Genomic DNA, 26,714 nt, shown 5'->3' with positions numbered 1-26,714 from the left:
CGGCGCGGATCCACCGCCGTTCGACCCTCCCCAGCTTGCACTGGTTCGCCCCGGTCCGCCGTATTCGCCGCGCCCTCGCCGGACGGCCCGTCCACCGCACCCGTACACCGGCCCGGGCCGCCCCTTAAGGTGACCCCATGACCACCGCGTCGGACCCCTCGTACCCGGCCCACTGGGAAGCGGACGTCGTGCTGCGCGACGGCGGCACGGCCCGGATCCGCCCCATCACCACCGAGGACGCGGGCCGCCTGGTCAGCTTCTACGAGCAGGTCTCGGACGAGTCGAAGTACTACCGCTTCTTCGCCCCCTACCCCCGCCTCTCGGACCGCGACGTCCGCCGCTTCACGCACCACGACTACGTGGACCGCGTCGGACTGGCCGCGACCATCGGCGGCGAGTTCATCGGCACCGTCCGCTTCGACCGCATCGGCCCCGACGGACGGCCCGCCTCCGCCCCCGCGGACGAGGCCGAGGTCGCCTTCCTCGTCCAGGACGCCCACCAGGGCCGCGGGGTCGCCTCCGCCCTCCTGGAGCACATCGGCGCGGTGGCCCGAGAGCGGGGCATCCGCAGGTTCGCGGCCGAGGTGCTCCCCGCCAACACCAAGATGATCAAGGTGTTCACGGACGTCGGCTACCAGCAGAAGCGCAGCTTCGAGGACGGCTCCGTCCACCTCACGCTCGACCTCGAACCCACCGCCGAGTCCCTCGCCGTCCAGCGCGCCCGCGAACAGCGCGCCGAGGCCCGCTCCGTGCAGCGCCTCCTCGCCCCCGGCTCCGTCGCGGTGATCGGAGTCAGCCGCTCCGGCGCGGGCGTGGGCGCCACCACCCTGCGCAACCTGCGCGACGGCGGCTTCCGCGGACACCTCTACGCCGTCAACGAGGCCCGCGCCCCCGGTATGGAGGGCGACCTCCTGGAAGGCGTACGCGCCTACCGCGGCCTCGCCGACATCGGAGCCCCCGTCGACCTCGCCGTGATCGCCGTCCCCGCCGCACGCGTCCCCGACGCCGTCGCCGCCTGCGGGGAGCACGGGGTGCAGGGGCTGGTGGTCCTGTCCGCCGGATACGGCGAGAGCGGCCCGGCCGGGCTCGCCCGCCAGCGGGAACTGGTGCGGCAGGTCCGTTCGTACGGGATGCGCCTCATCGGGCCCAACGCCTTCGGCGTGATCAACACCGCTCCGGAGGTGGAGCTGAACGCCTCGCTCGCCCCGGTCCCCGCCGGCGCGCGCGGCAGGATCGGCCTGTTCACCCAGTCCGGAGCCATCGGCATCGCCCTGCTGTCGGCCCTGCTGCGGCGCGGAGAGGGACTGTCGTCCTTCGTGTCGGCCGGGAACCGGGCCGACGTCTCCGGCAACGACATCCTCCAGTACTGGTACGAGGACGAGGCCACCGACGTGGCCCTCATGTACCTGGAGACCCTCGGCAACCCCCGCAAGTTCACCCGCCTCGCCCGCCGCACGGCCGCCGCCAAGCCGGTGGTCGTCGCCCGGGGCGGCCGCCACACCCCCGCCGGACACGTCGTCCCCGGCACCCGGCTCCCGGAGGCCACCGTCTCCGAGCTGCTCCGCCAGGCCGGCGTCATCCGCGTCGACACCATCACCGAGCTGGTCGACGTCGGTCTGCTGCTGGCCGGCCAGCCGCTCCCGGCCGGGCCCAGGGTGGCGATCCTCGGCAACTCCGAGTCCCTCGGCGTGCTCACCTACGACGCCTGCCTGACCGAGGGGCTGCGCCCGCTGCCCCCGCTCGACCTCACCACCGCCGCCGGTCCCGCCGACTTCCGTGCGGCACTGTGCGCCGCCCTCGCCTCCGGCGACTGCGACGCCGTCGTCGTCACCGCCATCCCGTCCGTGAGCGACCGCGAGCTGGCCGACGACCTCGCGCGGGCGCTGCGGCAGGCCGTCGCCGAGGTACCGGGCAAACCCGTGGCCGTCGTGCACGTGGAACTCGGCGACCTCGTCGAAGCCCTGTCCGCCACCGGTGACACGCCCCCCGCCGAGCCCCCGGCGGCGCCCCTCCCGCCCGCCGGGTCCCCGCCCGGCGGGCCCGCGGCCGGCTCGCCCGCGGCCGACGCCGCCGGACCCGGAGCCGACGAGCCCGGCCTCGAGGGAGCCGGCCGCATCCCCGCCTACCCCGCCGCCGAGCGCGCCGTGAAGGCCGTCGCCGAAGCCGTGCGGTACGCCCGCTGGCGCCGGGACAACGCCGACCCGGGGCAGGTCCCCGAGTACGAGGACATCGACGAGGCCGGAGCCGCCGCCCGGCTCGCGACCCTGCTGGCCGGCGTCGAGGAGGGGACCGCGCTGACCCTGGGCGAGGACGACGCGCGCGAGCTGCTCGGCCGCTACGGCATCCGCGTCCTGCCCACCCTCCCCGCCCCCAGCCCCGACGCCGCCGTCCGCGCGGCCCGGGTCCTCGGTTACCCGGTCGCCCTCAAGACCACCGCCCCGCACCTGCGCCACCGCGCCGACCTGGGCGGCGTACGCCTCGACCTCACCACCGAGGCCGAGCTCAGGCGCTCGTACGAGGAGCTCACCGACGCCCTCGGCAAGCCCGCCGAGCTCCAGCCCGTGGTGCAGACGATGGCTCCGCGCGGGGTGGACACCGTCGTCCGCGCCACCGTCGACCCCGCCGCCGGAGCCGTCCTGTCCTTCGGGCTCGCCGGAGTCGCCTCCGAGCTGCTCGGCGACACCGGGCACGGCCTGATCCCCGCCACCGACCGGGCCGCCGCCGCCCTGATCCGCTCCATCCGCACCGCGCCGCTGCTCTTCGGCTGGCGCGGCAGCGACCCCGTCGACACCCCCGCCCTGGAGGAGCTGCTGCTGCGGCTGTCCCGGCTGGTGGACGACCACCCCGAGGTGACCGGGGTGTCGCTGGAGCCGGTCGTCGTCGCCACCGAGGGGCTCTCCGTGCTCAGCGCCACCGTCCGCGTGGCCCACCCGCCCGCGCGGACCGACCTCGGGCCCCGCACCCTGCCGAGCTACTGAGCGCACGGCAGGCAGGGGCAGCCCGTACGGGCCTTAGGATGGACCTCATGGCGAAATCCGGTACGACGACCCAGGGGCTGCGCGCGGCCATCGAGCGCAGCGGCTACTACCCGGCCCTCGTGGCCGAGGCGGTGGAGGCCGCGGTGGGCGGCGAGCCGATCTCGTCGTACCTGGTGCACCAGGAGACCACCTTCGACTCCAACGAGGTGCGCCGGCACGTCACCGTGCTGGTCCTGACCGGCAACCGGTTCATCGTCAGCCACACCGACGAGCAGGCCGCCGATGCCGGGTCGCCGTCCCCGTACGCGACCACCTCCACCGAGTCGGTCAAGCTCTCCAGCATCTCCTCCGTGGTGCTCAGCCGCGTCGTGGCCAACCCGGAGTCGTACACGCCCGGCCAGCTGCCCCGCGAGGTCGTCCTGACCATCGGCTGGGGCGCGGTCTCGCGCATCGACCTCGAGCCCGCCGCCTGCGGCGACCCCAACTGCGACTCCGACCACGGCTACACCGGCAACTCCACCGCCGACGACCTCAGCCTGCGCGTCAGCGAGGCCGGCGACGGCCCCGAGACGGTCCGCCAGGCGCTGGTCTTCGCGCAGGCGCTCAGCGAGGCGACGGCGGCGACCTCCGGTCCCGCCCGCTGATGTCGTACTCCGTGCCCCCGAACTGGCAGGACGAACCGGAACCGCTCGACCTCGCGGGCGCCCCGGTCCCGCAGTACGGCTCCGGCTCGCTCGCCGACCTGCTGCCCACCCTCGCCTCCGGCCAGGGCGTACCCGGCCTTGCCGCCGGGATCACCGAGCTGGCCCCGGCCGACCGGAACTGCGTGTTCCTGGTCGATGGCATGGGCTGGGAGCAGATCAGGGCGCACCCGGCCGAGGCCCCGTTCCTCACCTCCCTGCTCGCGAGCTCGCGCGGCGGCACGGGCCTGCCGATCACGTCCGGTTTCCCGGCGACCACCGCCACCTCACTGGCCTCCGTCGGCACCGGCCTGCCGCCCGCCCGCCACGGCCTGCCCGGCTACGCCGTGCGCAACCCGGCCTCCGGCGAGCTGATGAACCAGCTCCGCTGGCAGCCCTGGACCGCGCCGAAGCCCTGGCAGCCGTACCCGACCGTCTTCCAGCTCGCGGACGCGGCCGGGGTGCACACCGCTCAGGTGTCCGCGCCGCACTTCCAGACCACCCCGCTCACCCAGATCGCGCTCAGCGGCGGCACCTTCCACGGCCGGATGACCGGCGAGGAACGCATGGACCTCGCGGCGATCCAGCTCGCGGCGGGCGAGCGCTCGCTCGTGTACACGTACTTCAGCGAACTCGACGGGGCGGGCCACCGGCACGGCGTCGACTCCGACGCCTGGCGCGGCCAGCTCATGTACGTCGACCGGCTCGTGCAGCGCCTCGCGGAGCAGCTGCCGCCGCGCTCCGCGCTGTACGTCACCTCGGACCACGGCATGGTCGACGTCCCCTTCGACGAGGACTCCCGCATCGACTTCGACGAGGACTGGGAGCTGGGCGCGGGCGTGGCCCTGCTCGGCGGCGAGGGCCGGGCCCGGCACGTCTACGCGGTGCCGGGCGCGGAGGCCGACGTACTGACCGTGTGGCGCGAGGTGCTCGGGGACCGCTTCTGGGTGGCGAGCCGCGAAGAGGCCCTGGAACTGGGCTGGTTCGGGACGCCGGGCGAATGCGACGAGCGGGTCCTCGGGCGGATCGGCGACGTGATCGCCGCGGCCCAGGCCGACGCCGCGATCACCGCCTCCCGCAACGAGCCCAACGAGTCGGCGCTCACCGGCATGCACGGCTCCATGACCCCGGCCGAGCAGCTGGTCCCGCTGCTCGAAGTCCGCACCTGACCGGCCCCTGTCCGCCCTCCTGCCGCCCTGACCCGAAAGGTCCCGTACTTCCCATGCCCGAGCTGGTGTTCTTCTCCGGAACGATGGACTGCGGAAAGAGCACGCTGGCTCTGCAAATCACCCACAACCGCTCCGCGCGGGGCCTGGTGGGCGTGATCTTCACGCGGGACGACCGCGCGGGCGAGGGCAAGCTGTCCTCCCGCCTGGGGCTGGTCACCGACGCGGTCGAGGCGACGGAGGGCATGGACCTCTACGCGTACCTCGTCGCCGAGCTCTCCCGGGGCGGCAAGGCGGACTACGTCATCGTCGACGAGGCGCAGTTCCTTGCCCCCGGCCAGATCGACCAGCTCGCGCGCATCGTGGACGACCTCCACATGGACGTCTTCGCCTTCGGCATCACGACGGACTTCCGCACCAAGCTCTTCCCCGGCTCCCAGCGCCTGATCGAGCTGGCGGACCGCCTGGAGCAGCTCCAGGTCGAGGCCCTGTGCTGGTGCGGCGCCCGCGCCACGCACAACGCCCGGACCGTGGGCGGGGAGATGGTGGTGGAGGGCGCCCAGGTGGTGGTCGGGGACGTGAACCGCCCGGCGGAGGAGATCGGCTACGAGGTCCTGTGCCGCCGCCACCACCGCAGGCGGATGACGAGCGCCGCGGCCCACGCGAGCGCCCTCTCCCCGGACGTCCTCCCGGTCAACCACGCCTGAGAGGGTTGGTCCGAACGCGGCGTACGCGAGACAGACGCCGGCGGTGTGGGTGGGCCCGCCCGCACCTGGCGGGTACTCGCGCCGGGGAACCAGGGCCGGAACCGGGCACGATGACGGGAAGACGTCTAAAAACGTATCCCAGTTCGGCCGTCCCGCCAGCCACACTGACCCCATGACCCGTCGCGACTTCGACGAACTGCCGGGCCCGGATCGGCAACCGCAGGCAGTCCAGCCGGGCTACGGCTCGGTTTACCGGACGCCACAGCCCGGATCGGGGCCTGCGCCGGGCAACCCCTACGCGCAACCCCCGGCGCAGGCGGCGGACTTCGTACGCCCGCCCCGCCGCGGCCTGCGGGGCAGGACCGGCCTGCTGGCCGGCGCCCTGGCCGCGGCCCTGCTCGCCCTCGGCGGCGGCTCGTACATCCTCCTGCGCGACGGCTCCGGCGATGCCGGGGACGGCGGCGCCGCCGCTCCCGCCGCTCCCGCCGCGTCCGCGTCCGTGGACCAGGGAGACGGCCAGGGCCCCGGCGGCCCCCCGTTCGTCTTCGACCCCAACGCCGGGATCCAGCCGGGCGAGGGCCGGGTCTGGCTGGTGCCGAACCGGACCGAACTGGCCGGCTCCGGCGCCTCGCAGCACGGCCCCTGGCGTGTGGGGGACTCCGTGATCAAGGCGATGTACAAGGAGGTCACCGCCTACACCGCGACCGACGGCAAGGAGAAGTGGAGGCTTCCCCTCGCCACGCCGCTGTGCGGGATCCCGGAGAGTCCCGCCCCGAACGGGAAGATCGTCGTCGGGGTCCGGGAGAAGGACAGCGCGACCTCCCAGTGCACCCACCTCCAGCAGGTCGACCTCGCCACGGGCCAGGCGGGCTGGAAGGTGGAGATACCGAAGGAGAAGGCCTTCGACCAGGCTCCGGAGCTGCGGCTGGCCATCTCGGGGGACACCGTCGCGGTGGCGCGTGCCGCGGTCGTGAGCGGTTTCTCGGTCACCGACGGGCACAAACTCTTCGGTACACCGAGCAGCGGCTGCACCCCCGCGACGGTCGGCGGCGGCGCCGCCAGGCTGATGCTCGTACGCGACTGCTTCGGCAAGGACTCGGCCGGCCGGCAGTCGGTGATCGAGGAGATCGACCCGGCGACTGGCGCTGCCAAGTGGAGCCACCAGTACGCGAAGGGCTGGAACCTCGGCCAGATCCTGTCCGTGGACCCGCTCGTCGTCAGCACCTACAACACGCAGGAGAAGGTCTGGAACCTCACGGCCTTCGCCGCCGACGGCAAGGTCCGCTCGCAGACCAATGCCGCCTTCGGGGTCAGCAAGCGGTGTAACGGCTGGGGCAGCGGCAGCGGCGACCTGCACGACTGCAACGCGGCGGTGGCCGACGCGGACACCCTCTACATCGCGGGCGGCACCCCCGACGCCAAGTACCCGCTGCACGTCGACAAGCCCGACGAGGTGATCGCGGTCGACCTCAACACCGGTCAGGTGAAGTGGCGAACGACGGGCCCCGACGGCCGCGTCATGTTCCCGCTGGCCATCGAGGAGGGGAAGGTCGTCGTCTACGTCGACACGGACAAGGGCCTGTCCGCGGCGATGGCGGCCATCCCGACGGGCGGAGGCCGGCCTCAGATATTCCTGCAGAGCCCGAAGACCGCCAAGGGGCCCGAATCCGCCTTCTACACCTCCAGCGTCCGGCTGGCCTGGGTCGAGGGACGCGTCTTCCTGCTCAACGGATCCGTACGCGGCCCGGAGCCGAAGAAGGTGGACCACTCCCTGCTGTCCTTCGGGAAGTAGGCCGCGGGACCCGGGCGGGAAGGGTGGCCGGATCCGCGCCCTTCCCGCCTCCGAAGCGTGACGAGCCGCGGCCACCGCCCTATTGTTGCGCGCCATGTGGCCAGGACAGCAGACGCCCGATGGGGACCAGAGCAGGCAGAACCCTTACCAGCAGCCGGCTCCCGCACAGCAGGGCGCCCCGACCGGCCCCTACGGACCTGGCGTGTTCGGCCAACCTTGGCAGGGCACCACGCCCGGTACGCATCAGCAGCACCCGTCCGGCGCGCCGAGTCCGCCTCCCGGGCCGGCGCCGCGTTCCGCGCCCCGGCGTAAGGCCGCCGTGGCGATATCGGCGACGGTGGCTTTGGGGGTGGCCGTCGCGGCGACCGCCGTGGTCCTCTCCCGGGACGGCGACGGGGCGGACGGCGCCGGGGGGCCGGCTTCCTCTGCACCCGCCCCCGGTTCCCCGTCCGGCTCCGCGTCCCCGGGAGCCCCGGGCGCCGTGAAGTCGACGGTCAAGGGCTGGAAGGTCGTGGTGAATCCGGCCCACGGCACCGCCTTCGACGTACCGCCGGACTGGGAGGTCCTGGAGCCGCAGATCTTCAGCGGCTTCTCGGACGACAAAGACCCCGACAAGCCGGTGATCGGGCACACCGCGCCCGCCTTCTTCAAGAAGAAGTGGTGCAGTCTGGATGCCAACGGCGACGGCTACGTCAACGACATCGCGCTCGCGTCCACCGGTACCAAGGGCGCCGACGGCGCGAAGACCACCGACGAGGTCGCCCAGAAGACGGCGACGGCCTGGGCGTACTCCGCGTTCGCAGCTTCGGACAAGGAGGTCGTCAAGTGGGACAAGCCGGTGGCCTACACGACCAAGGCCGGGGTCAAGGGGAGTTACGTGAAGGCCCGCACCGAGGGCGCCAAGAAGGACCACAAGTGCGCGGGGGACGGCTGGGCGATCGCCTTCGGCTTCAAGAATTCCAAGGGTGACTTCGTCGCCTGGGACTTCTACGGCCGGTCGGGCGTCCAGGGGGCCGTCCGCGACGACCTGGTCATGCGCATCCTCAGCACGGTCCGCCTCTCCGGCGACCCGGTCCCGGACCCCCTTGGCAAAGCCTCCCCTCCGCCTCCGTGAGCCTGGAGGCAACCCCGGCGCTGGACTTCTCCGCACGTGTGGTGGAGTGCCGGTCGCGGGCACGGCAAGGTCGACTACGTGGTCGCGGAGTGCTGGATGTGGTCCGCCGGCAGGAAATGGCGGAGCTGGCGCTGGGGAGCCGGGGCTGCTGACGGCTCATCGACCAGCGACTTCAAGCCTGCCGACGCTCACTGTCCGGATGAGGGCATCTCGCAGAGTCACGGGCGGACCGGACGCGGATGTCCTACCGTGGGCGGCGCGTGCCGATGTGGGCCGTGAAGCGCCGAAAGCCGTGGGACGGGGGATGTGTCGTGCCGATCGGATTCGTCGATCGCGTGGAGCACATGGAGGAACTGCGCGCGGTCCTGGCCGGGCTCACGGAGGGCCGGGGCGGTCAGGCGGTCGTCTTCGACGGCGTGTCGGGAATAGGCAAGTCCGCGCTGCTGAGGGCGTTCGAGGCCGAGGCGGTCGTGTCGCCGGGCCCCGCGAGGTGCCGCATCGTGTCCGCCAGGTGTCAGCCCGGCATCGGGCCGGACCTGATGTACGGGCCGGTGCTCGATCTGCTCCTCCGGCTCGGTGAGGACCAGGAGCCCCGGCGGCGCGGTGTCTTCAGGAGGATGCTCGGCGTCACCGGCCAGGGGATGGTCCGCTCGGCGCCGGAGGTGCTGTCGGCGATCGTTCCCGGGCTCGGCGCGGTGTTCACGCTGGGCCGGGAGATCACCGAGGCTTCGCTTGACTCCGGATCGATGCCCTTCGACAGCTTGTTGCCCTTCCGGCACGCGGCGGCGCTCAGGATCGTCGACGGTCTGCTGGAGGTGGTCAGGCAGGGCCCGCCCACCGCGCTCGTGATCGACGACGTCCAGCACATCGACGAGAGCAGCCAGTTCGTCCTCGACCAGCTGATGCGCAGACTGCCGCAGGAGCAGCTCGCCATCGTGCTCGGTCACACCAGTGATGGAGCGTACGCGGACGGCCGGGAGTCCAAGGTCGAGGCGCTGCTGCACCGCTGGGCCACCGAAGGGCTGTTGCGCCGCAGGACGATGAGGGGGCTGCCGCAGGACGCGATCGCCGAACTCGTCGCACAGCGGCATCCGGCGGCTCCGCCCGCCCTCTCTCACCGGCTGGCGGAGCTGACGGGCGGCCATGCCATCTTCGTGACGCTCTGCCTGGACGAGTGGAGCCCCGACCACGGGGCCCATGTGGCCCTGCCGCCCACCCTGGCGCGCGTGGTGGAGGAGCGGCTGCGCACGCTGACCGAGCAGGACCGTGTCCTGCTCGCCACCGGCGCCGCCCAAGGAGAGGTGTTCCTGTCCGGTACGGTCGCGGCGGTCACGGGTGTGGCGCACGACGTGGTGATGGAGCGGCTCCGGCTGATCGCGCGCGACCACCGCCTGATCGTCCCCGAGGCGCCTCCCGCGTGGGCGCGCTGGGAAGCGGCGGACTGCTACCGCTTCGAGCACCGCGCGCTGTGGAAGGTCGTCTACGGACAGCAGAGCGCCGAGCAGATGCGCTCGCGGCACGCACGGATCGCGGTGGCGCTCGGCCAGACGGGGCCGGAGACCACCTCGATGGAGCGGCGGCTGGAGATCGCGCGCCATCTGAGAGAGGGCGGCCCCGCCTGTCTCGCGGCGTCGGCCGACGCCCATTTGGCACTCGCGCGCGACGCGGCCACGGAAGGGCTGTCCTTCGCTGAGGCCGAGCGGCACTGTGAAGAGGTGATCAGGGCCACCCGGGAGCTGCCCGCGGCCGCCGAGGGCCGGGATCGGCGCTTCGTACAGGCGGTCGAGCTGCTGCTCTCGCTGACCGAGGTGCGCTGGCGGGGGCAGAGCCGGCCCGCGGGCGGACCGGACATCGACGGTCTGGCGGCTGAGGCGGAGGAGGCGGCGGCCCGGTGCGGGGAGCCGGAACTGGCCGTCCGCGCGACGCTGCTGCGCGGCAAGACACTGCTCGCCACGCAGGGACTCGGCCCCTCACTGGTGAAGCTGGCCGCGGCCGTGGAGCTGGCCGAGGAGCACGGGGACCCCGTCGCCCTCTTCGTCGCCCGTGTCGAGTACGGCCGCCAGGTCTCCAAGCGCAGGCTGGCCGACGGCCTGGCACAGCTCCGGGAAGCGGAACGCATGTACGCCTCGGACCCGCGCCTGGGCGGCAGCGGTGAGCCGGTCCTGCAGCACGCCCGCAACCTGGGGGAGATGCAGCTCGGGATCACCCTCTTCGACAGCGGGCACCTGACCGAGGCGCTGACGAGGCTCACCCGGTGTGTCGCGCGGTTGCGCGCCGAGCCGCTGCGGGCGGAGCTGCCCATGGCGCTCAACTACCTCGCCCAGGTGCACGTGGGCCTCGGCGACTACGGGAAGGCGGAGGAGACCCTGCGAGAAGCCCTCGATTTCGAGGCGGACCGTGGCGGTGACAGCGCCTGGCACGCGTACAACGCGGCGCTCCTGGCCCGTATCGTCTCGCAGCGTTCCGAGGACCGGGACGAGAGCCGCCGGCTGATCACCGAGGCCTGGGCGGAAACCGAGCGGACCTGGCTGGCCAACCTGGTCCCCATCGTGCGGAACCTCTACGCGGAAGTGCTGCTCGACCACGCGGGCGAGTACGGGGAGGAGCTCGACGGCGCGGAACGGCTGGCGGTCGCCACGTGTGTCGAGACGCGGCGCAGCGGCATGGTGCGCAGCGAGATCGCCGCGCACTCGCTGCGCAGCCGGATTCTGGTGCGCAAGGGCGACGTGGAGGGAGCCGAGGAGCACGCGCGGGAGGCCCTGCGCATCCTGGACGAGGTCGGGGACATGCCCGCCCTGCGGACGGAGGAGGTCCTCTACCACTCGGCGCTCGTCCTCGCGGCACGCGGATCCGAGGACGAGGCGCGGACACTGCTCGGCCGTGCACGCGGCGAGGTCCTGCGCAAGGCGAACCTGATCACCGATCAGGTGATGCGGGAACGCTTCCTGGCAGGCGTATCGCTCAACCGTGCCATTCTCGGAGACGGCGAGGCCGGTCGGTGACGCGCGAAGCACTCATGCCGGTGGGCATTCGGATCCCCGAGCTCGCGGCGGTGAGGGTCTCCGAGACCCCCAAGACCTGGGCCGAGTACCGGCCCCGCTGAAGCCCGGTGCGCCCCGGGCCGCCCTCCGCCGTCAGAAGCGGCCGGGGGAGGCCGGGCCGACGATGCTGAAGACGGCGCCGTCGCGGTCCCTCAGGGTGCGTTCGTCGGGGTAGGCGGCGGAGTCTCCGGCGGGGACGGTGCTGCCGCCGAGCGCGGTGGCCGCCTCCACGGCGGCGTCGAGGTCGGGGACCCGGAAGTGGACGCGCCAGCGCGGCCTCAGGTGCGGGTCGGGGGTCTCCGCGAGCGTTCCGCCGTGCAGCCGGGCCACGGTCCGGCCGGCGCGGCGGAGCAGGATGCGGTCGTCCTCCGCGACATAGGCGACCTCGCAGCAGTTCCCGTGGTCGCAGGCCCACTCCAGGACCTCGCCGTAGAAGATGGCGGCGTCGAAGGCGTTCCTGGTGTGCAGCTCCAGCCAGGCCGGCGCCGCGTCGCCGCCCATGCCCCAGTCGGGGATGGCCTCGCCCTGCCAGATGCCGAAGACCGCCCCGTCGCGGTCGGAGGCGAGCGCCGCCCGGCCGGTGCCGAAGGACAGGGGGCCGACGGCCACCGTTCCGCTGCGCTCCCGGATGCGTGCCGCCGTGACGTCCGCGTCGTCCACCGCGAAGTACGGGGTCCAGGCGACGGGGATGCTGAGGGCGGGGGGCAGGGCGCCGAGACCGGCCACCGGGATGCCGGTGGCGAAGCCGACGGTGAAGGCCTCGCCGAGGTGGGCGGGCCCGAACTCCCACCCGAGGACCGCGCTGTAGAACTCCTTCGCCGCACCGAGATCGCGGGCCATGAGGCTGACCCAGCAGGGAGCGCCGAACGTTTCGTGACTCGATGTCGACACGGTGTACCCCATCCGCCGGTGCGCCCCCGGAAGCCCTTCCACAGTACTCGCGGGCGGCTTCCCGGGGTGTCGCGTAGCCGTGCGGGCGCGCTCCGTCAGGTCGGGGAACGCCCGCCACATCCTCGTACCGGGCCGCGGCGGACCCGCGCCGACACGCCGTCAGGCCTCCGGAACGAGGCCGTCGGCCACCAGGCCGGCCAGGACCGCCCGGCCCAGGGCGTGGACCGCCGACTGGGGGCGGACCATCACCGTGAACTCCTTCACCCGGCCCTCGTCGTCGAACTGGAGCAGGTCGATGCCGTGGATCTGCTTGCCCTCCACCATCGCCCGGAAGGGCAGGATCACGGACGGGGCCTCCTCGCCGTCCGCGGAGGTCTCCGCCGCGCCCTCCAGCCGCCCCAGGTAGCGCAGGTCCTCGAAGGTGCGCAGCAGGACGCCGAAGAGGCCCAGCACGGCGGCCCTGCCCTCGAACGGCTTGAACTTCACCGGGCTGTAGAGCCGGATGTCCTGCGCGAACAGGTCGTCCAGCGCGGCGAGGTCGCGCTTCTCCACGGCGGCGCGGAATCGTGCGGCGGTCTCCATGGCCCCTCCTCCGATCGGTGATTACTCAACGGTGCGAGTAGTCATATTCTTGAGTATGGTGCCGGTGACGGGTACCGGAAGGGAAGAGGGATACCGGACATGGCCTTGCGGCACGCGGTACTGGCGGCACTGCTCGACGGCGAGTACAGCGGCTATCAGCTGGCGAAGGCGTTCGACATCAGCGTCGCGAACTTCTGGCACGCCCTGCCCCAGCAGCTCTACGCCGAACTGGCGAGGCTGGAGGCGGACGGGCTGGTCGCGGGCCGCGAGGTGGTGCAGGAGTCCCGGCCCAACAAGCGGCTGTTCCGCGTCACGGACGCCGGCCGGGCCGAGCTGGAGCGGTTCGCCGGGGCCCCCTCCAAGCCCTCCTCGATCCGCGACGACCTCCTCGTGAAGGTGCAGAGCGCCGACCGCATCGGCACCGCCCCGGTCATCGAGCAGCTGGAGCAGCGGGCCGCCGCCGCCGAGGCCAAGATCGAGCTGCTGCGCACGCTGCTGCGCACCCTGCGCGGCGGGATGGACGAGGACGCGTACCTGCTGCGGGGGGAGCGGATCGGCGGGTACCTGACCTGCCTGCGCGGGGTGGCCTTCGAGGAGGGCCACCGGGACTGGTGCCTGCGCGCGGCGGACGTGCTCAGGCGGAGGGAGGGGAACGACCGTGCGGAGGACTGAGTACGCGCGCTACGTCGCCCTGGGCGACAGCCAGACCGAGGGGCTCGGGGACGGCGACGACACGACGGGCCTGCGCGGCTTCGCCGACCGGCTCGCGGGACACCTCGCAGCCGCCGCTCCCGGACTGCTGTACGCGAACCTCGCGGTCCGGGGCCGGCTCGCCGGGCAGGTCCGCGCGGAACAGCTCGGGCCCGCCCTGGAGCTGCGGCCGGACGTCGCGACCGTCGTCGCCGGCGTCAACGACCTGCTCCGGCCGCGCTTCGACGCCGCGGAGGTGGCCGGGGAACTGGAGGAGATGTTCGCCGCGCTCACGGCCGCCGGTGCGCGGGTGGCCACCGTGACCTTCCCGGACGTGGCGCGCCTCGCGCCCCTGGCCCGGCCGCTGGGCCCGAGGGTGGCCGAGCTGAACACCCGCGTCCGCGCCGCCGCGGGCCGCCACGGGGTGGTGGTGGCCGAGACCGCCCGGGCGGCCGTGGCCACCGATCCGCGCCTGTGGACCGCCGACCGGCTGCACGCCGGGCCCCTGGGCCACGCCCGTATCGCCGCGGCCCTGGCGGAGGCCCTGGAGCTGCCCGGCAGCGACGGGACCTGGAGGGAGCCGCTGCCGCCCCGGCCGCCGCGCTCCGGCACCCGGGCGGTCGCCGCCGAGGCGGCCTGGGTGGCCGGGTTCCTCGGCCCCTGGCTGGTACGCCGGCTGCGCGGCACCTCCTCCGGCGACGGCCGCGGCCCGAAGCGCCCGCGGCTGCTCCCCGTTCGGGCCGCCTAGGCCGGCTCTTTCGGATCTTGCCGGTCAAGCCCGGGTCGTCCGGTGCCGTGCATCGCAAGGCGGAGAGGCTCCCGATTACCGGACGTCCCCGGGTGCCTCGACAACGCGGCGAGGTGCGGTGCCGGGCGACGCGGGTCAGGCAAGATCCGGAAGAGACGGCTTAGGGCGCAGCCGTCCGCACCAGGGCGAAGACCGCCCCCTCCGGGTCCGCGACCATGGCCAGCCTGCCCGTGATCCGGTCCCGGGGCGGTGCGACGATCCGGCCGCCCAGCTCGGTCACCCGGGCGGCGGCCGCGTCGGGGTCGGCCACCTCGAAGTACGTCATCCAGTGCGGCCCCCGGTCGTGCGGCAGCCCGCGGCCGACCCCGTGGACGGCGGCGACCGGACGGCCGCCCAGGCGCAGGGTCAGGTAGTCGAAGTCGGCCGACAGGTCGGGGTGCCGTTCGGCGTCGTGGCCGAAGACGTGCTCGTAGAACTTGCCGACCGTCGAGGTGTCCTGCGTGAGCAGTTCGTTCCACACCGGGGTGCCGGGCGCCCCCGCCCGCCGGGGCCCGGGGAGCCCGTCGGTCTGCCAGATCCCGAAGATCGCGCCCAGCGGGTCGGAGCAGATCGCCATCCGTCCCGCGGCCCCCGCGTCGAGCGGGCCCACCGCCACCGTGCCGCCGCACGACCGGATGGACTCGGCGGTGCAGTCGGCGTCGTCCGTGGCGAAGTACGTCGTCCACGCCACCGGAAGATGGCGGTCCGGGGGCATCTCGCCGATCCCGGCGACCTCCTCGCCGTCGAGGAAGGCCCGGACGCACGGGCCGAGCTGGCTGGGACCGGGCTCGTACTCCCAGCCGAACAGGTCGGCGTAGAAGTCCTCCGTGCTCCCGAGGCCGTGCACCATCAGACTCACCCAGCACGGTGTGCCGGACGCGCGCCGCGAAGCTCCCGATGCCTCCGTCATGTCAGCCGTCTCCTGCCGTCGTGTCCCTGGTCCCCGCAGATGCTTCCACTCCGCGGCATCCGGCGCGCCCCGACCGGCCGCACGAGCGGGGGCGAGAACAGAGATGACCGAATCACTGCGGCCCGTCGGTGTCCGGCTTGTGACACGGGTTCGAGGACCGGGAGGAAGATGGGCCCATGACTGCGATTCTCTCCGCCTCCGAACTGAAGAGCGAGCTGGCGGCTCCCCGGCCACCGGTGCTCCTGGACGTCCGCTGGCAGCTGGGCGGCCCCGACCAGCGCCCCGCCTACGAAGCCGGGCACATCCCCGGCGCCGTCTACGTCGACCTCGACCGCGAACTGGCAGGTCCGCCGGGGGCGGGCGGCCGCCACCCGCTCCCCGACCCGGAGGACTTCGGCGCCGCGATGCGCCGGGCCGGCGTACGCGCCGACGGGCCGGTGGTCGTGTACGACGGCGGTCTGGGCTGGGCGGCCGCCCGCGCCTGGTGGCTGCTGCGCTGGACGGGACACCCGAACGTGCGCGTCCTTGACGGCGGGCTGGCGGCGTGGACGGCGGTGGGCGGCGCCCTGACCGCGGAGACGGCGACACCGGCCGAGGGTGATTTCAAGCCAACGCCGGGGGCGTTCGGACTGCTGGGGGCCGACGACGCGGCCACGCTGGCCCGAACGGGCCTGCTGCTCGACGCCCGCGCGGGGGAGCGCTACCGCGGCGAGGTCGAGCCGATCGACCGGGTCGGCGGGCACATCCCGGGCGCGGTGTCGGCCCCGACCACCGAGAACGTCGGCCCGGACGGCCGGTTCCTGCCGGCCGGTGAGCTGCGCGCCCGGTTCGCGGAGCTGGGCGCGGCGGGGGACACCGCCGTGGGCGTGTACTGCGGTTCGGGGGTCTCCGGGGCGCACGAGGTCCTCGCGCTGGAGGTGGCCGGCATCGCGGCGAGCCTGTACGCGGGCAGCTGGTCGCAGTGGTCCTCGGACCCGGCGCGGCCCGTGGCCACCGGCCCCAACCCCTGAGGGTGCCGCGGCCGGTGACGCCCTCTCGGGGGCGCCACCGGCCGCCGGGCTACTCCTGTTTCTTGCGCCGGGTCCCGAAGACGATCTCGTCCCAGCTGGGCACGGCCGCCCGGCGCCCCGGCCGGACCCCGTCGGCCTCGGCCTGCCGGTCGGTGGTGCCGGTCAGCCGCTCGCGGTGGCCCGCCACCGTGCGCGGCATCAGCACGTCCGCGTACGCCGCGCCGGCGCCGGCGGACGCCGCCGCGGCGGGCGGCTCCTCGGACTCCGCCTCCTCGGCGGGCGTCTCCGTACGGTCGGGAACCACCAGGTCGCCCCGGAAGCTCGGGACCGCCTCCAGCAGGCTGGTCAGGGTGTCCCGTTCCTCCTCGGGCTCCGGCGCGGGCGGCGGGGAGGGCCGGTTCTCGGGCCGTTCCAGCTGCCGGTCGAGGGCGCGGTCCAGCGGCCGGTCGCGGGGCAGCCGGGCGATCCTCGGCACGAAGGGGAAGCTCGGCTCCGGGGTGGAGGGCAGGTCGTCGGCCTCGCCGATCAGGGAGCGGGCCTCGTCGTCCACCGCCACGACGAGCCGGCGCGGCGGGTCGTAGGACCAGCTCGCCGAGTGCGGCTCGCCCGCCACCCGGTAGACCAGCAGCACCTCCCACGTGCCGTCGTCCCGGCGCCAGGAGTCCCACAGCACGGAATCCTTGTCGGCCCCGCGCAGCGTGAGGCGTTCCTGAACGGCCTCGCCGAGCTGCGGGCCGGTGTTCTCGCCGGGACGGCGCACGGGGGTCTTGCGGGCCCGCTCGGCCATGAAGGCCCGCTCGGCCAGCACCGGACCCTCGAAGCGGCGCACCCGGTCGACCGGGATGCCCGCGAGCTGCGCGACCTCCTCCGCGGAGGCACCGGCCCGTATGCGGGCCTGGATGTCGCGGGGGCGGAGGTGGCTCTCCACCTCGATCTCGATCTGGTTCAGGCGCGCGCGGTCATTGCGCACGGCAGCCCGCAGCCGCTCGTCGATCGGAAGCGTGTACTCCGTGCTGTCCGCAGCCTTGAGCACCAGTCGTGTTCCGTCATTCGAGACGGCCACGACACGCAGTTCGGGCATGGGGACCTCCCGGGTGGTGCCTGCCGACGTCACGTGCGTCGCTGCTTCCGCTAGTCGAGTGTGGCCTGCCCGGGTGCAGCCTGCCACAACCTTGCCGAGTTAAACCGGCGTGTCGGGCATGCGCCCTTGATCGACGTTATGGCACGGTTACCTGTTGGGCACGCACAGTGACCGAATGGTTACTGTGCGCAGCAGGAGCCCGTGCGATACCGCGGCATCACCGGTCTTGAGTGCCGCTTCTCCATCAGCCGGCCCCCTCCCCCGGGTCCGGACATCCGCGAGGAAGGACGGCCCCAGGGCTCGCCACAGTACTCCATTCGGGCCACCCGGGTGGACCGCCGCGCCGCCGAACTTGTCCCGGGCGGTGGGAGCCGGCCTGCCCGGAATCGGGTCCGCGGCCGGGTCCACCTGCGGACACGGCCGTTCGCGGGCGTCGTGCTTCACGGGATCCACAGAAACGGAACTCCCCGTTCGCCCGGGGCGCCGAGGAGCGTGTCCCCGGCGCCCCCTGAGCCGGGGTCAGTCCCCGAGGACCCGCCTCAGGTAGTCGTTGCCGAACAGCCGGTCCGGGTCCAGCCGGTCGCGCAGCGCGGTGAACTCGGCGAAGCGCGGATAGGCCGCGGCGAGGTACTCCGCGTCCCGCGTGTGCACCTTGCCCCAGTGCGGCCGGCCCCCGTGGGCGGTGAAGATCCGCTCGGCGGCGGTGAAGTAGGCCTGGTACGGGGTGCCCCGGTACATGTGCACCGCGATGTACGCCGTGTCCCGCCCGGACGCGGTGGACAGCGTGATGTCGTCCGCCGGGGCCGTGCGCACCTCCACCGGGAAGCTGATCCGCAGCGGGGAGCGCTCGACCATCGCCTTCAGCTCCCGCAGCGCCTCCACCGCCCGCTCGCGCGGAAGGGCGTACTCCATCTCCACGAACCGGACCCGGCGCGGGCTGGTGAACACCTTGTACGGGATGTCCGTGTAGGTGCGCGCCGACAGGGCCCGGCTGGCGACGCGGGCGATCGAGGGGATGGCGGCCGGGACCGCGCGGCCCAGGGAGTTGACGGCCTGGAAGAGGCCGTTGGAGAGCAGCTCGTCCTCGATCCAGGCGCTGACCGCGCCGGGCGGGGCGGCGGGGCCCTGGCTGCGGTTGTTGCGCTTGGTGTTGCAGTTGCCGGTGTGCGGGAACCAGTAGAACTCGAAGTGCTCGTTCTCCGCGACGTGCTGGTCGAACTCGCGGGCGACCTGCTCGAAGCGCATGGGCTCCTCACGGGCGGTCAGGAGGAAGAGCGGCTCCACCGCGAAGGTGAGCGAGGTGACGATGCCCAGGGCGCCGATGCCGATCCGGGCCGCGGCGAAGACCTCGGGGTTCTCCTTCTCGGAGCAGGTCATCAGCCGGCCGTCCGCCGTCACCAGCTCCAGTGCGCGGACCTGGGCGGCGATGGAGGCCGAGTCGCGGCCGGTGCCGTGGGTGCCGGTGCTGGTGGCGCCGGAGACGGTCTGTTCCATGATGTCGCCCATGTTGGTGAGCGAGAGGCCCTGCCGGGCCAGGTCCCGGTTCAGGTCCTTGAGGGCGGTGCCGGCCGCCACGGTGACGGTGCCGCCCGCCCGGTCGACCGACAGGATCCCGCTGAGCGCCTGCGGCCGTACGAGCACCCCGTCGGTCGCGGCCGCCGCGGTGAAGGAGTGGCCGGTGCCGACCGCCTTCACCCGCAGTCCCTCCGCGGCGGCCCGGCGGACCGCCTCCTGGAGCTCGCCGACCGAGGCCGGAGTCACCACGCGCGCGGGCGTGGAGCGGACGTTGCCCGCCCAGTTACGCCACGCGGCCGGTGCGTTCTTCGCTGCTGCTGTCCCCGACGTCGCCATCGCTGGCTGGCTCCTCCCCTTGCGCCGGCCTCGTCAGCCGGCGGTATCCCGCGAACGCCACCGCCGCCGCGGCCACTCCCGAGGAGATCGAGACCACGAACCCGCGCTGGGCTCCGGCCGCGTCGATCACCAGACCGGTCGCCGAGGAGCCGACCGCCACCCCGACCGCCAGGCCGGTGCTGATCCAGGTCATGCCCTCGGTGAGCTTCGCGCGTGGTACGTGCGCTTCGATCAGGGCCATCGTGGTGATCATCGTGGGAGCGATGGCGAGGCCCGAGACGAAGAGCGCCACGGCCAGAAACGGAAGGTTCCCGGCCAGTAGGAGGGGGATCATACTCACGGCCATCGCACAGATGCCCAGGACCCAGCGGCGTTCGGCCTTGCCCTTGAGGTGCAGCAGGCCGAAGACGATTCCGGCGATACAGGACCCCGCCGCCCAGATCGCCAGGATGAAGCTGGCGGAGGACTTGCTGCCCTGCTCGTCGGCGAAGGCCAGCGTGGACACGTCGATGGACCCGAAGATCGCGCCCGTCGCCACGAAGGTGGCCGTCAGCACCTGGAGCCCGGGGGAGCGCAGGGCCGAGGCGCGCCCGGTGTCCGGGGCGCGCGGGTGCGGGGCCGGCTCCGTCGAGCGCTGCGCGGTGAGCAGCCAGACGCCGACGAGCAGGCAGCCGGCCGCGATCACCGGTCCGGCCTCGGGGAACCAGGTGGTGGACAGGCCGATGGCGAGGATCGGGCCGAAGATGAAGCACACCTCGTCGATCACGGACTCGAAGGAGTACGCGGTGTGCAGGTCGCGGGGGGAGTCCCGGTAGAGCTCGGTCCACCGGGCCCGGACCATCGAACCGACGCTCGGCACGCAGCCCGCGACGGCGGCGCACACGAAGAGCGTCCAGTCGGGGAGCCCGTACGCCGCGGCCAGCACCAGGCCGGTGACGGCGGCGACGGAGACCACGGTCGCGGGGCGCAGCACCCGGCGCTGGCCGTACTGGTCCACCAGCCGGGAGACCAGGGGGCCGACGAACGCGGCGGCGAGGGCCAGGGTGCCGGTGAGGGCGCTGGCCATGGCGTAGCGGCCGGTCATCTCCGAGATCATCGTGAGGATGCCGACGCCCACCATGGATATCGGCAGCCGGCCTATGAGGCCGGCCGCGCTGAACCCCTTGGTGCCGGGGGCCGCGAAGATCGCGCGGTAGGGACTGGGCAAGGTCGCTCCGTAAGGGACGTCATCGGCCCATACAGGTTAGGACCGCCGGCGAGGCGCCCGCATGGGGAAAAAACAGCGCATCGGCTTAGGGTTACCTTACCTACGCCCCGTCCGGGATGCGGACCGGCCGGTTCTGCGCGGCGGAACCCGAGTGGCAGGATTCGAGGCATGTCAGACCAGCTCCGTGCACCCGCCGCGCCGGTGGCCGAAGGCCTCGCCGCCCCCTACGACGCCCTGCTGCTGCTCTCCTTCGGCGGCCCCGAGGGACCCGACGACGTCGTGCCGTTCCTGGAGAACGTCACGCGCGGCCGCGGCATCCCGCGCGAGCGGCTCAAGGAGGTCGGGCAGCACTACTTCGGCTTCGGCGGGGTCAGTCCGATCAACGCGCAGAACCGTGAACTGCTGGACGCCCTGCGCCGGGACTTCGCCGGGCACGGACTGGACCTGCCCGTCTACTGGGGCAACCGGAACTGGGCCCCGTACCTGACCGACGTGATGCGGGAGATGGTCCGCGACGGGCGCCGGCGCGTCGCCGTCCTCGCCACCAGCGCCTACGCCTCCTACTCCGGCTGCCGCCAGTACCGCGAGAACCTCGCCGACGCGCTCGCCACCCTGGCGGAGGAGGGCCTGGAGCCGCCGCGCGTGGACAAGCTGCGGCACTACTTCAACCACCCCGGCTTCGTGGAGCCCATGATCGACGGGGTGCTGGCCTCGCTCGAGGACCTGCCCGCCGAGGTCCGGGACGGGGCGCACCTGGCCTTCACCACCCACTCCATCCCGAACGCCGCGGCCGACACCTCAGGCCCGGTCGAGGACCACACCGAGGACGGAGGGGGCGGGGCCTACGTCAAGCAGCACCTCGACGTGGCGCGGGTCATCGCGGACGCCGTCGCGGTCGAGACGGGCACCGCGCACCCCTGGCGGCTCGTCTACCAGTCCCGCAGCGGCGCCCCGCACGTCCCCTGGCTGGAGCCGGACATCTGCGACCACCTGGAGGCCCTGCACGCCGAGGGCGCGCCCGCCGTGGTCATGGTCCCGATCGGCTTCGTCTCCGACCACATGGAGGTCCTGTACGACCTCGACACCGAGGCCACCGCCAAGGCGGCCGAGCTGGCCCTGCCCGCCCGGCGCTCCGCGACCGTCGGCGCCGACCCCCGCTTCGCCGCAGCGGTACGGGAACTGGTGCTGGAGCGGGCGGCCCGCGAGCGCGGGGAGCGCCCGCAGGAGTGCTGGGTGGGCACGCTGGGCCAGAGCCACGACCTGTGCGCGGTGGGCTGCTGCCCGGCCCGCGCGCCCCGGCCGGCCGCCGCCGGCGCGGACAGCCCGTACGCGTAGGGGGAGAGCATGATCCCGGAAGAGCTGAAGACCGAACTGCTGGACGTGGCCCTGGAGGCCGCCCGGCGGGCCGGGGAGCTGCTGCGCGACGGCCGGCCGGCCGATCTGGCGGTGGCCGCGACCAAGAGCAGCCCGATCGACGTGGTGACCGAGATGGACATCGCCGCCGAGAAGCTGATCACCGGTGTCCTCGCCGAGCGGCGGCCCGCGGACGGGCTGCTGGGCGAGGAGGGCGCGGACAGCCCCGGCACGAGCGGGGTGCGCTGGATCGTCGACCCGCTGGACGGCACCGTGAACTACCTCTACGGGCTTCCGAGCTGGGGCGTGTCCATCGCGGCCGCATACCGGGGCGAGACGGTGGTCGGCGTGGTGGCGGCGCCGATGCGCGGGGAGACGTACCACGCGGTGCTGGGCCGCGGGGCCTGGTCGGGCACCACCCCGTTGGCCTGCCGGCCGGCCGCGCCCCTGGACCAGGCGCTGATCGGCACCGGCTTCGCGTACGTCCAGACGCGGCGGGCCCACCAGGCCGAGGTCGCCGCGCGGATCATCCCGCTGGTGCGGGACATCCGGCGCGGCGGCTCGGCGGCGCTCGACCTGTGCGACGTCGCGGCCGGGCGCCTGGACGGGTACTGGGAGCGCGGGCTGAACCCCTGGGACCTCGCGGCGGGCGAACTGATCGCCCGTGAGGCGGGTGCCCGGACCGGCGGGCGGCCTTCGGAACCGGCCTCCGGGGAACTGGTGCTGGCGGCCTCCCCGGCGGTGTTCGCGTCGCTCCAGCCGCTGCTGGAGGAAGCCGGGGCCTGGCACGACTGACGCGGCCCCGGAGCCGGCCCGTCACGGCCGGGGGGAACGGCGACAGCACCGGGCCCCGGCCGCCGAGAGGCGGCCGGGGCCCGGTGGGTGCGCTGTGAGTCCGGAGGTGCCTCCGGTCAGGCGGCCGAGACCGGCACGCCGTGTTCCGCGGCGAGCCGCTGGAGGTCCTCCAGCTCGGCCTGCTCCACATCCGCGAGGTAGTCGTCGCCCGTCTCACGGGCCTTGCTGAGGTCCGACTGCGTGGCCTTGATGCGCTGCAGGAGACCCGCGGTGAATGCGTCCATGGTGGGTGCGCCCCCTCTGCGTGGGTCGGCGGCGGGAGAGCACGGAGCAGTCCGCCGCGTCAGGGTGTGGTTGGGGTGTGCTCTCGTCCTCCCCGGCACCCTGGGCGCAGAAACCTCGTGAGGCGAGGGAATCCTCACTTCCGTCCCGTGCGCCCGCCTCCGGAGGGGCCCCAGGGGCGCCTTACAGCCGGTTTACGGCCGAAAGCGGCAGGATGGGGGCGCAACACACGTGTGCCCCGTGAGGGCTCGAAGGAAGGAAACGACGTGCGCGTACTCGTCGTCGAGGACGAGCAGCTGCTCGCCGATGCGGTGGCCACCGGCCTGCGCCGGGAGGCCATGGCCGTGGACGTCGTGTACGACGGCGCCGCGGCGCTGGAGCGCGTCGGGGTGAACGACTACGACGTGGTCGTGCTCGACCGGGACCTTCCGCTGGTGCACGGCGACGACGTCTGCCGGAAGATCATCGAACTGGGCATGCCCACCCGCGTGCTCATGCTCACCGCCTCCGGCGACGTCAGCGACCGCGTCCAGGGCCTGGAGCTGGGGGCCGACGACTACCTGCCCAAGCCCTTCGCCTTCACCGAGCTGACCGCCCGCGTACGCGCCCTCGGGCGGCGCACCACCGTCGCGCTCCCGCCCGTACTGGAGCGGGCCGGCATCAAGCTGGACCCGAACCGGCGCGAGGTGTTCCGCGAGGGCCGCGAGGTGCAGCTGGCGCCGAAGGAGTTCGCGGTGCTCGAGGTGCTCATGCGCAGCGAGGGGACCGTGGTCTCCGCCGAGCAGCTGCTGGAGAAGGCCTGGGACGAGAACACGGACCCGTTCACCAACGTGGTCCGGGTGACCGTCATGACCCTGCGCCGCAAGCTCGGGGAGCCGCCCGTCATCGTGACGGTGCCCGGTTCCGGATACCGGATCTGACCCGGTGGCCTCGACCCCGGCACCTCCCGCGGCGCCACCGAAACCGACCTGGGACCCCGGCGAGCCCGAGGGTCCTTTCCCTTGGCTGAGGCCGACCATCCGGATAAGGCTCACGCTGCTGTACGGCGGCATGTTCCTGATCGCCGGGATCCTGCTGCTGTCGATCATCTACCTGCTGGCCGCCCAGGCCCTGAGGGAGGGCAACGCGCTCCCCTTCAAGATCGTAGGCGGCCAGAAGGTCGAGGTCTCGAGCACCACCTGCTCCGGCGTGGGCATCGACCAGTCGATCGACCAGTTCAACGCGGCGATCGCGCAGTGCATCCTCGAGCAGCGCAGGCACGCCCTGGACGACCTGCTCAGCCGGTCCCTGATGGCCCTGCTGGGCCTCAGCGTGATCGCCTTCGCCTTCGGCTACGCGATGGCCGGCCGGGTGCTCTCGCCGCTGGGCAAGGTCACCCGCACCGCCCGCAGGGTGGTGGGGTCCGACCTGACCCGCCGGATCGAGCTGGACGGGCCGGACGACGAGCTGAAGGAGCTCGCCGACACCTTCGACGAGATGCTCGACCGCCTGGAGCGGGCCTTCACGGCCCAGCAGCGCTTCGTGGCCAACGCCTCGCACGAGCTGCGGACCCCGCTGGCGATCAACCGGACGCTGCTCGAGGTCCACCTCTCCGACCCCGGAGCCCCGGTGGAACTCCAGCAGCTGGGCAAGACGCTGCTGGCCACCAACGAGCGCAGCGAGCAGCTGGTCGAGGGCCTGCTGCTGCTGGCGCGCAGCGAGAACCAGATCGTGGAGCGCAAGCCGGTCGACCTCGCCGAGGTCGCCTCGCGCGCCCTCGACCAGGCCCGCGGCGAGGCGGTCGCCAAGGGCGTGGAGATCCGCGGCCGGCGGGCGCCGGCCGTGGTGCAGGGCAACGGGGTGCTGCTGGAGCGGATCGCCCTGAACCTGGTGCAGAACGCCGTCCGGTACAACGTGCCGGACGGCTGGGTGGAGGTCACGACGGAGGCGCAGCCGGGCCAGGCGGTGCTCGTCGTATCGAACACGGGTCCCGTTGTTCCCGCGTACGAGGTGGACAGCCTCTTCGAGCCCTTCAGACGGCTGCGTACGGAGCGGACGGGCAGTGACAAGGGTGTGGGGCTCGGTCTGTCGATCGCGCGCTCCGTGGCGCGCGCACACGGCGGCCGCATCCTCGCGACCCCCCGCGAGGGCGGTGGCCTCGTGATGCGTGTCACGTTGCCCCTTTGATCCACCCGGGTTCTGTTCGCCCTGGGCGCAACGGAACGGCCGTTCTCACGGGCGGTTCCTGTGTGATCGATCACAGTGCCGGGTGTCGGGTCATGTGCGTTCTGTGACCCCAAGCTGGCCGGAAAGCCCGGGAAGTCCGGGTTTCCGGCCCCCTGGATGGCGGGAAATACACGGGGTGGCGTTCGTGCAGGACGGCCCCCCGACCGTGTACGGTCCCGCTCGACATCCCGGCCACGGAGTCCTTCGGGTGCGGGGCCGGGTGTCGATTGAGTAACAGACCTTGATGTGAGGCAAAATCTCCGCCTCAGGTCGGGCACAAGTCCGGCCTCTCGCGCGTTACGTGCGCTGAGACACCGCTAAATCCCAGAGGGGGAGAGCGAAAAAATGGCAACGGACTACGACACTCCGCGCAAGACCGACGACGACGTCGACAACGACAGCATCGAAGAACTCAAGGCCCGGCGCAGTGACAAGGTCACGTCGAGCGTCGACATCGAGGACTTCGACGGCGCCGAGAGCCTGGAGCTCCCGGGGGCCGACCTCTCCAACGAGGAGCTGGCCGTCCGGGTGCTGCCCAAGCAGGCCGACGAGTTCACCTGCATGAGCTGCTTCCTGGTGCACCACCGCAGCCAGCTGGCGCGCGAGAAGAACGGCCAGCCGATCTGCCGCGACTGCGACTGAGGACGGCCGTGACCGGCTCGACGCCCTTTCGGAAGCGACGCTTCCGGAAATCTGGCGATCCGGAGGCGCAGGCGCGCGCGGTGACCACGGGCCCGGAGACGGGTCCCGCGGACGCCGGCGGCCGGGCCCCCGGGACGACTGTGGTGCCGTCCGACACCGCCGCGGCGGTGCCGTCGGCCGCAGTGGCGGACGAGGAGTCCCGGGGAAGGCCCGGGACGCGTCGGATGCAAGCCGTCAAGAACGGTGTGCGCAAGGGCGGCGAGAGCGCGAAGGCCGCCGCCCTGTACATCACCGACCTCATCATCGAGAACGCCCCGCGCGTCCCGGTGCGGGACCTCGCCGCCCTGCGGGCGCAGTTCCCGGACCTCGGTCCCGATGAACTGGCCGACAAGCTGGTCGCCGGGGCCGCCAACGCCACCTCCACCGTGGGCGCGGGCATCGGCGCCGCGGCCATGCTGCCCGTCCCGCCCGCGATGCCGGCGGAGCTGGCCGCGGAGATCACCGGGGTCGCGGCGATCGAGATCAAGCTCATCGCCGAACTGCACGAGGTGTACGGACAGCGCCCGCCGGGCGGCATGAAGGACCGCAGCCTCGCCTACCTGACCTCCTGGACCCAGGAGCGCGGGATCGACCTGACCAAGCCGACCACGCTGAACGCGGCGCTCGGCGGGCAGATGAAGCGCGAACTGCGCCAGCAGATCATGAAGCGGATGATCCGCAACCTGCCGAACCTCATGCCGTTCATGGTCGGCGCGGCCGTCGGAGCCGTCATGAACCGCAGGGACACCAGGAAACTCGCGGAGAAGGTCCGTGGAGACCTCCGCGGCCGCGCCGTGCCCTGGGACGCCCTCCCCGCCCTGCCGCCCCTGGAGCGCCCCTCCGGGACCCTTCCCGAGGCCACCAGAGCCGCACTCGAGGGCCGCCGCCCGGACGCCCGGGACTGACCGCGC

The 26,714-nt window shown here is 73.2% G+C and carries 23 protein-coding genes; 16 read left to right on the top strand and 7 right to left on the bottom strand.

What is annotated here, in order from left to right:
* Positions 1-137 precede the first annotated feature (137 nt).
* The 7 genes from ACZ514_RS14170 (at position 138) to ACZ514_RS14140 (ending at position 11,439) form a co-directional block, all read left to right on the top strand.
* A complete protein-coding gene (locus ACZ514_RS14170) occupies positions 138-2,978 on the top strand; it encodes a bifunctional acetate--CoA ligase family protein/GNAT family N-acetyltransferase (RefSeq protein WP_468170815.1) in 2,841 nt (946 codons plus the stop codon).
* A gap of 47 nt (positions 2,979-3,025) precedes the next feature.
* Positions 3,026-3,622, top strand: a complete 597-nt coding sequence (locus ACZ514_RS14165) for a DUF5998 family protein (RefSeq protein ID WP_388938311.1) — start codon at positions 3,026-3,028, stop codon at positions 3,620-3,622.
* Positions 3,622-4,827, top strand: a complete 1,206-nt coding sequence (locus ACZ514_RS14160; RefSeq protein WP_468170818.1) for an alkaline phosphatase family protein — start codon at positions 3,622-3,624, stop codon at positions 4,825-4,827. The genes ACZ514_RS14165 and ACZ514_RS14160 overlap by 1 nt, the downstream gene beginning before the upstream one ends.
* Before the next feature lie 53 nt (positions 4,828-4,880).
* Positions 4,881-5,531: a thymidine kinase gene (locus ACZ514_RS14155; RefSeq protein WP_468696990.1), complete on the top strand. Its 651-nt coding sequence runs from the start codon at positions 4,881-4,883 to the stop codon at positions 5,529-5,531.
* A gap of 172 nt (positions 5,532-5,703) precedes the next feature.
* Positions 5,704-7,323 carry an outer membrane protein assembly factor BamB family protein gene (locus ACZ514_RS14150; RefSeq protein WP_469124804.1) on the top strand — a complete coding sequence of 540 codons (1,620 nt, stop codon included), beginning with the start codon at positions 5,704-5,706 and terminating at the stop codon, positions 7,321-7,323.
* A 481-nt stretch (positions 7,324-7,804) separates the two neighbouring features.
* Positions 7,805-8,437 (top strand): DUF8017 domain-containing protein, encoded by a 633-nt coding sequence (locus ACZ514_RS14145; RefSeq protein WP_469124803.1) that lies wholly within the window; start codon positions 7,805-7,807, stop codon positions 8,435-8,437.
* 311 nt (positions 8,438-8,748) lie between these two features.
* Positions 8,749-11,439, top strand: a complete 2,691-nt coding sequence (locus ACZ514_RS14140) for an AAA family ATPase (RefSeq protein ID WP_469124802.1) — start codon at positions 8,749-8,751, stop codon at positions 11,437-11,439.
* Between the two features lie 132 nt (positions 11,440-11,571).
* Here ACZ514_RS14140 and ACZ514_RS14135 read toward each other — a convergent pair whose 3' ends face one another.
* Complete coding sequence (locus tag ACZ514_RS14135; RefSeq protein ID WP_468697430.1) at positions 11,572-12,318, bottom strand: VOC family protein; 747 nt, start codon at positions 12,316-12,318, stop codon at positions 11,572-11,574.
* Positions 12,319-12,528: 210 nt separating this feature from the next.
* On the bottom strand, positions 12,529-12,951 hold the full coding sequence (locus ACZ514_RS14130; protein ID WP_468170836.1) for a nuclear transport factor 2 family protein: 423 nt from the start codon (positions 12,949-12,951) through the stop codon (positions 12,529-12,531).
* Positions 12,952-13,050: 99 nt separating this feature from the next.
* On the opposite strand from ACZ514_RS14130, the gene ACZ514_RS14125 reads away from it, so the two are divergent.
* The gene (locus tag ACZ514_RS14125; RefSeq protein WP_468170839.1) at positions 13,051-13,623 is read left to right on the top strand and encodes a PadR family transcriptional regulator; all 573 of its coding nucleotides are present in this window, start codon (positions 13,051-13,053) and stop codon (positions 13,621-13,623) included.
* Entirely contained in the window at positions 13,610-14,389 is a 780-nt protein-coding gene (locus ACZ514_RS14120) for an SGNH/GDSL hydrolase family protein (RefSeq protein WP_468170842.1), read from the top strand. The genes ACZ514_RS14125 and ACZ514_RS14120 overlap by 14 nt, the downstream gene beginning before the upstream one ends.
* Before the next feature lie 160 nt (positions 14,390-14,549).
* On the opposite strand, the gene ACZ514_RS14115 is transcribed toward ACZ514_RS14120, so the two are convergent.
* Positions 14,550-15,338: a VOC family protein gene (locus tag ACZ514_RS14115; protein ID WP_468170845.1), complete on the bottom strand. Its 789-nt coding sequence runs from the start codon at positions 15,336-15,338 to the stop codon at positions 14,550-14,552.
* A gap of 176 nt (positions 15,339-15,514) precedes the next feature.
* Between ACZ514_RS14115 and ACZ514_RS14110 the strand changes: the two genes are divergently transcribed.
* Complete coding sequence (locus tag ACZ514_RS14110) at positions 15,515-16,348, top strand: sulfurtransferase (protein ID WP_469124801.1); 834 nt, start codon at positions 15,515-15,517, stop codon at positions 16,346-16,348.
* Positions 16,349-16,397: 49 nt separating this feature from the next.
* Here the strand turns inward: ACZ514_RS14110 and sepH are convergent, their stop codons facing one another.
* The 3 genes from sepH to ACZ514_RS14095 all read right to left on the bottom strand — a co-directional run bounded on the left by sepH (position 16,398) and on the right by ACZ514_RS14095 (position 20,487).
* Entirely contained in the window at positions 16,398-17,462 is a 1,065-nt protein-coding gene (sepH, locus tag ACZ514_RS14105; protein WP_468170851.1) for a septation protein SepH, read from the bottom strand.
* Positions 17,463-17,948: 486 nt separating this feature from the next.
* Positions 17,949-19,280: a D-arabinono-1,4-lactone oxidase gene (locus tag ACZ514_RS14100; protein WP_468170854.1), complete on the bottom strand. Its 1,332-nt coding sequence runs from the start codon at positions 19,278-19,280 to the stop codon at positions 17,949-17,951.
* Positions 19,228-20,487 carry an MFS transporter gene (locus ACZ514_RS14095; protein WP_468170857.1) on the bottom strand — a complete coding sequence of 420 codons (1,260 nt, stop codon included), beginning with the start codon at positions 20,485-20,487 and terminating at the stop codon, positions 19,228-19,230. Before ACZ514_RS14095 ends, ACZ514_RS14100 begins: the two co-directional genes overlap by 53 nt.
* Before the next feature lie 168 nt (positions 20,488-20,655).
* On the opposite strand from ACZ514_RS14095, the gene ACZ514_RS14090 reads away from it, so the two are divergent.
* The gene (locus ACZ514_RS14090; protein ID WP_468170860.1) at positions 20,656-21,822 is read left to right on the top strand and encodes a ferrochelatase; all 1,167 of its coding nucleotides are present in this window, start codon (positions 20,656-20,658) and stop codon (positions 21,820-21,822) included.
* Positions 21,823-21,831: 9 nt separating this feature from the next.
* Positions 21,832-22,635, top strand: coding sequence for an inositol monophosphatase family protein (locus tag ACZ514_RS14085; RefSeq protein ID WP_468170863.1), 804 nt, complete (start codon positions 21,832-21,834; stop codon positions 22,633-22,635).
* A gap of 116 nt (positions 22,636-22,751) precedes the next feature.
* On the opposite strand, the gene ACZ514_RS14080 is transcribed toward ACZ514_RS14085, so the two are convergent.
* The gene (locus tag ACZ514_RS14080; protein ID WP_164720975.1) at positions 22,752-22,919 is read right to left on the bottom strand and encodes a hypothetical protein; all 168 of its coding nucleotides are present in this window, start codon (positions 22,917-22,919) and stop codon (positions 22,752-22,754) included.
* Between the two features lie 264 nt (positions 22,920-23,183).
* On the opposite strand from ACZ514_RS14080, the gene ACZ514_RS14075 reads away from it, so the two are divergent.
* The 4 genes from ACZ514_RS14075 to ACZ514_RS14060 all read left to right on the top strand — a co-directional run bounded on the left by ACZ514_RS14075 (position 23,184) and on the right by ACZ514_RS14060 (position 26,708).
* Positions 23,184-23,837 (top strand): response regulator transcription factor, encoded by a 654-nt coding sequence (locus ACZ514_RS14075; RefSeq protein WP_388938348.1) that lies wholly within the window; start codon positions 23,184-23,186, stop codon positions 23,835-23,837.
* A 4-nt stretch (positions 23,838-23,841) separates the two neighbouring features.
* The gene (locus tag ACZ514_RS14070) at positions 23,842-25,083 is read left to right on the top strand and encodes a sensor histidine kinase (protein WP_468170866.1); all 1,242 of its coding nucleotides are present in this window, start codon (positions 23,842-23,844) and stop codon (positions 25,081-25,083) included.
* 384 nt (positions 25,084-25,467) lie between these two features.
* The gene (locus ACZ514_RS14065; protein WP_007267048.1) at positions 25,468-25,764 is read left to right on the top strand and encodes a DUF4193 domain-containing protein; all 297 of its coding nucleotides are present in this window, start codon (positions 25,468-25,470) and stop codon (positions 25,762-25,764) included.
* Positions 25,765-25,772: 8 nt separating this feature from the next.
* Positions 25,773-26,708, top strand: coding sequence for a hypothetical protein (locus ACZ514_RS14060; protein WP_469124800.1), 936 nt, complete (start codon positions 25,773-25,775; stop codon positions 26,706-26,708).
* Positions 26,709-26,714 lie beyond the last annotated feature (6 nt).

It is taken from the genome of Streptomyces sp. NPDC034086 (assembly GCF_055575515.1).
This window is presented reverse-complemented; position numbering and strand designations above follow the sequence as displayed.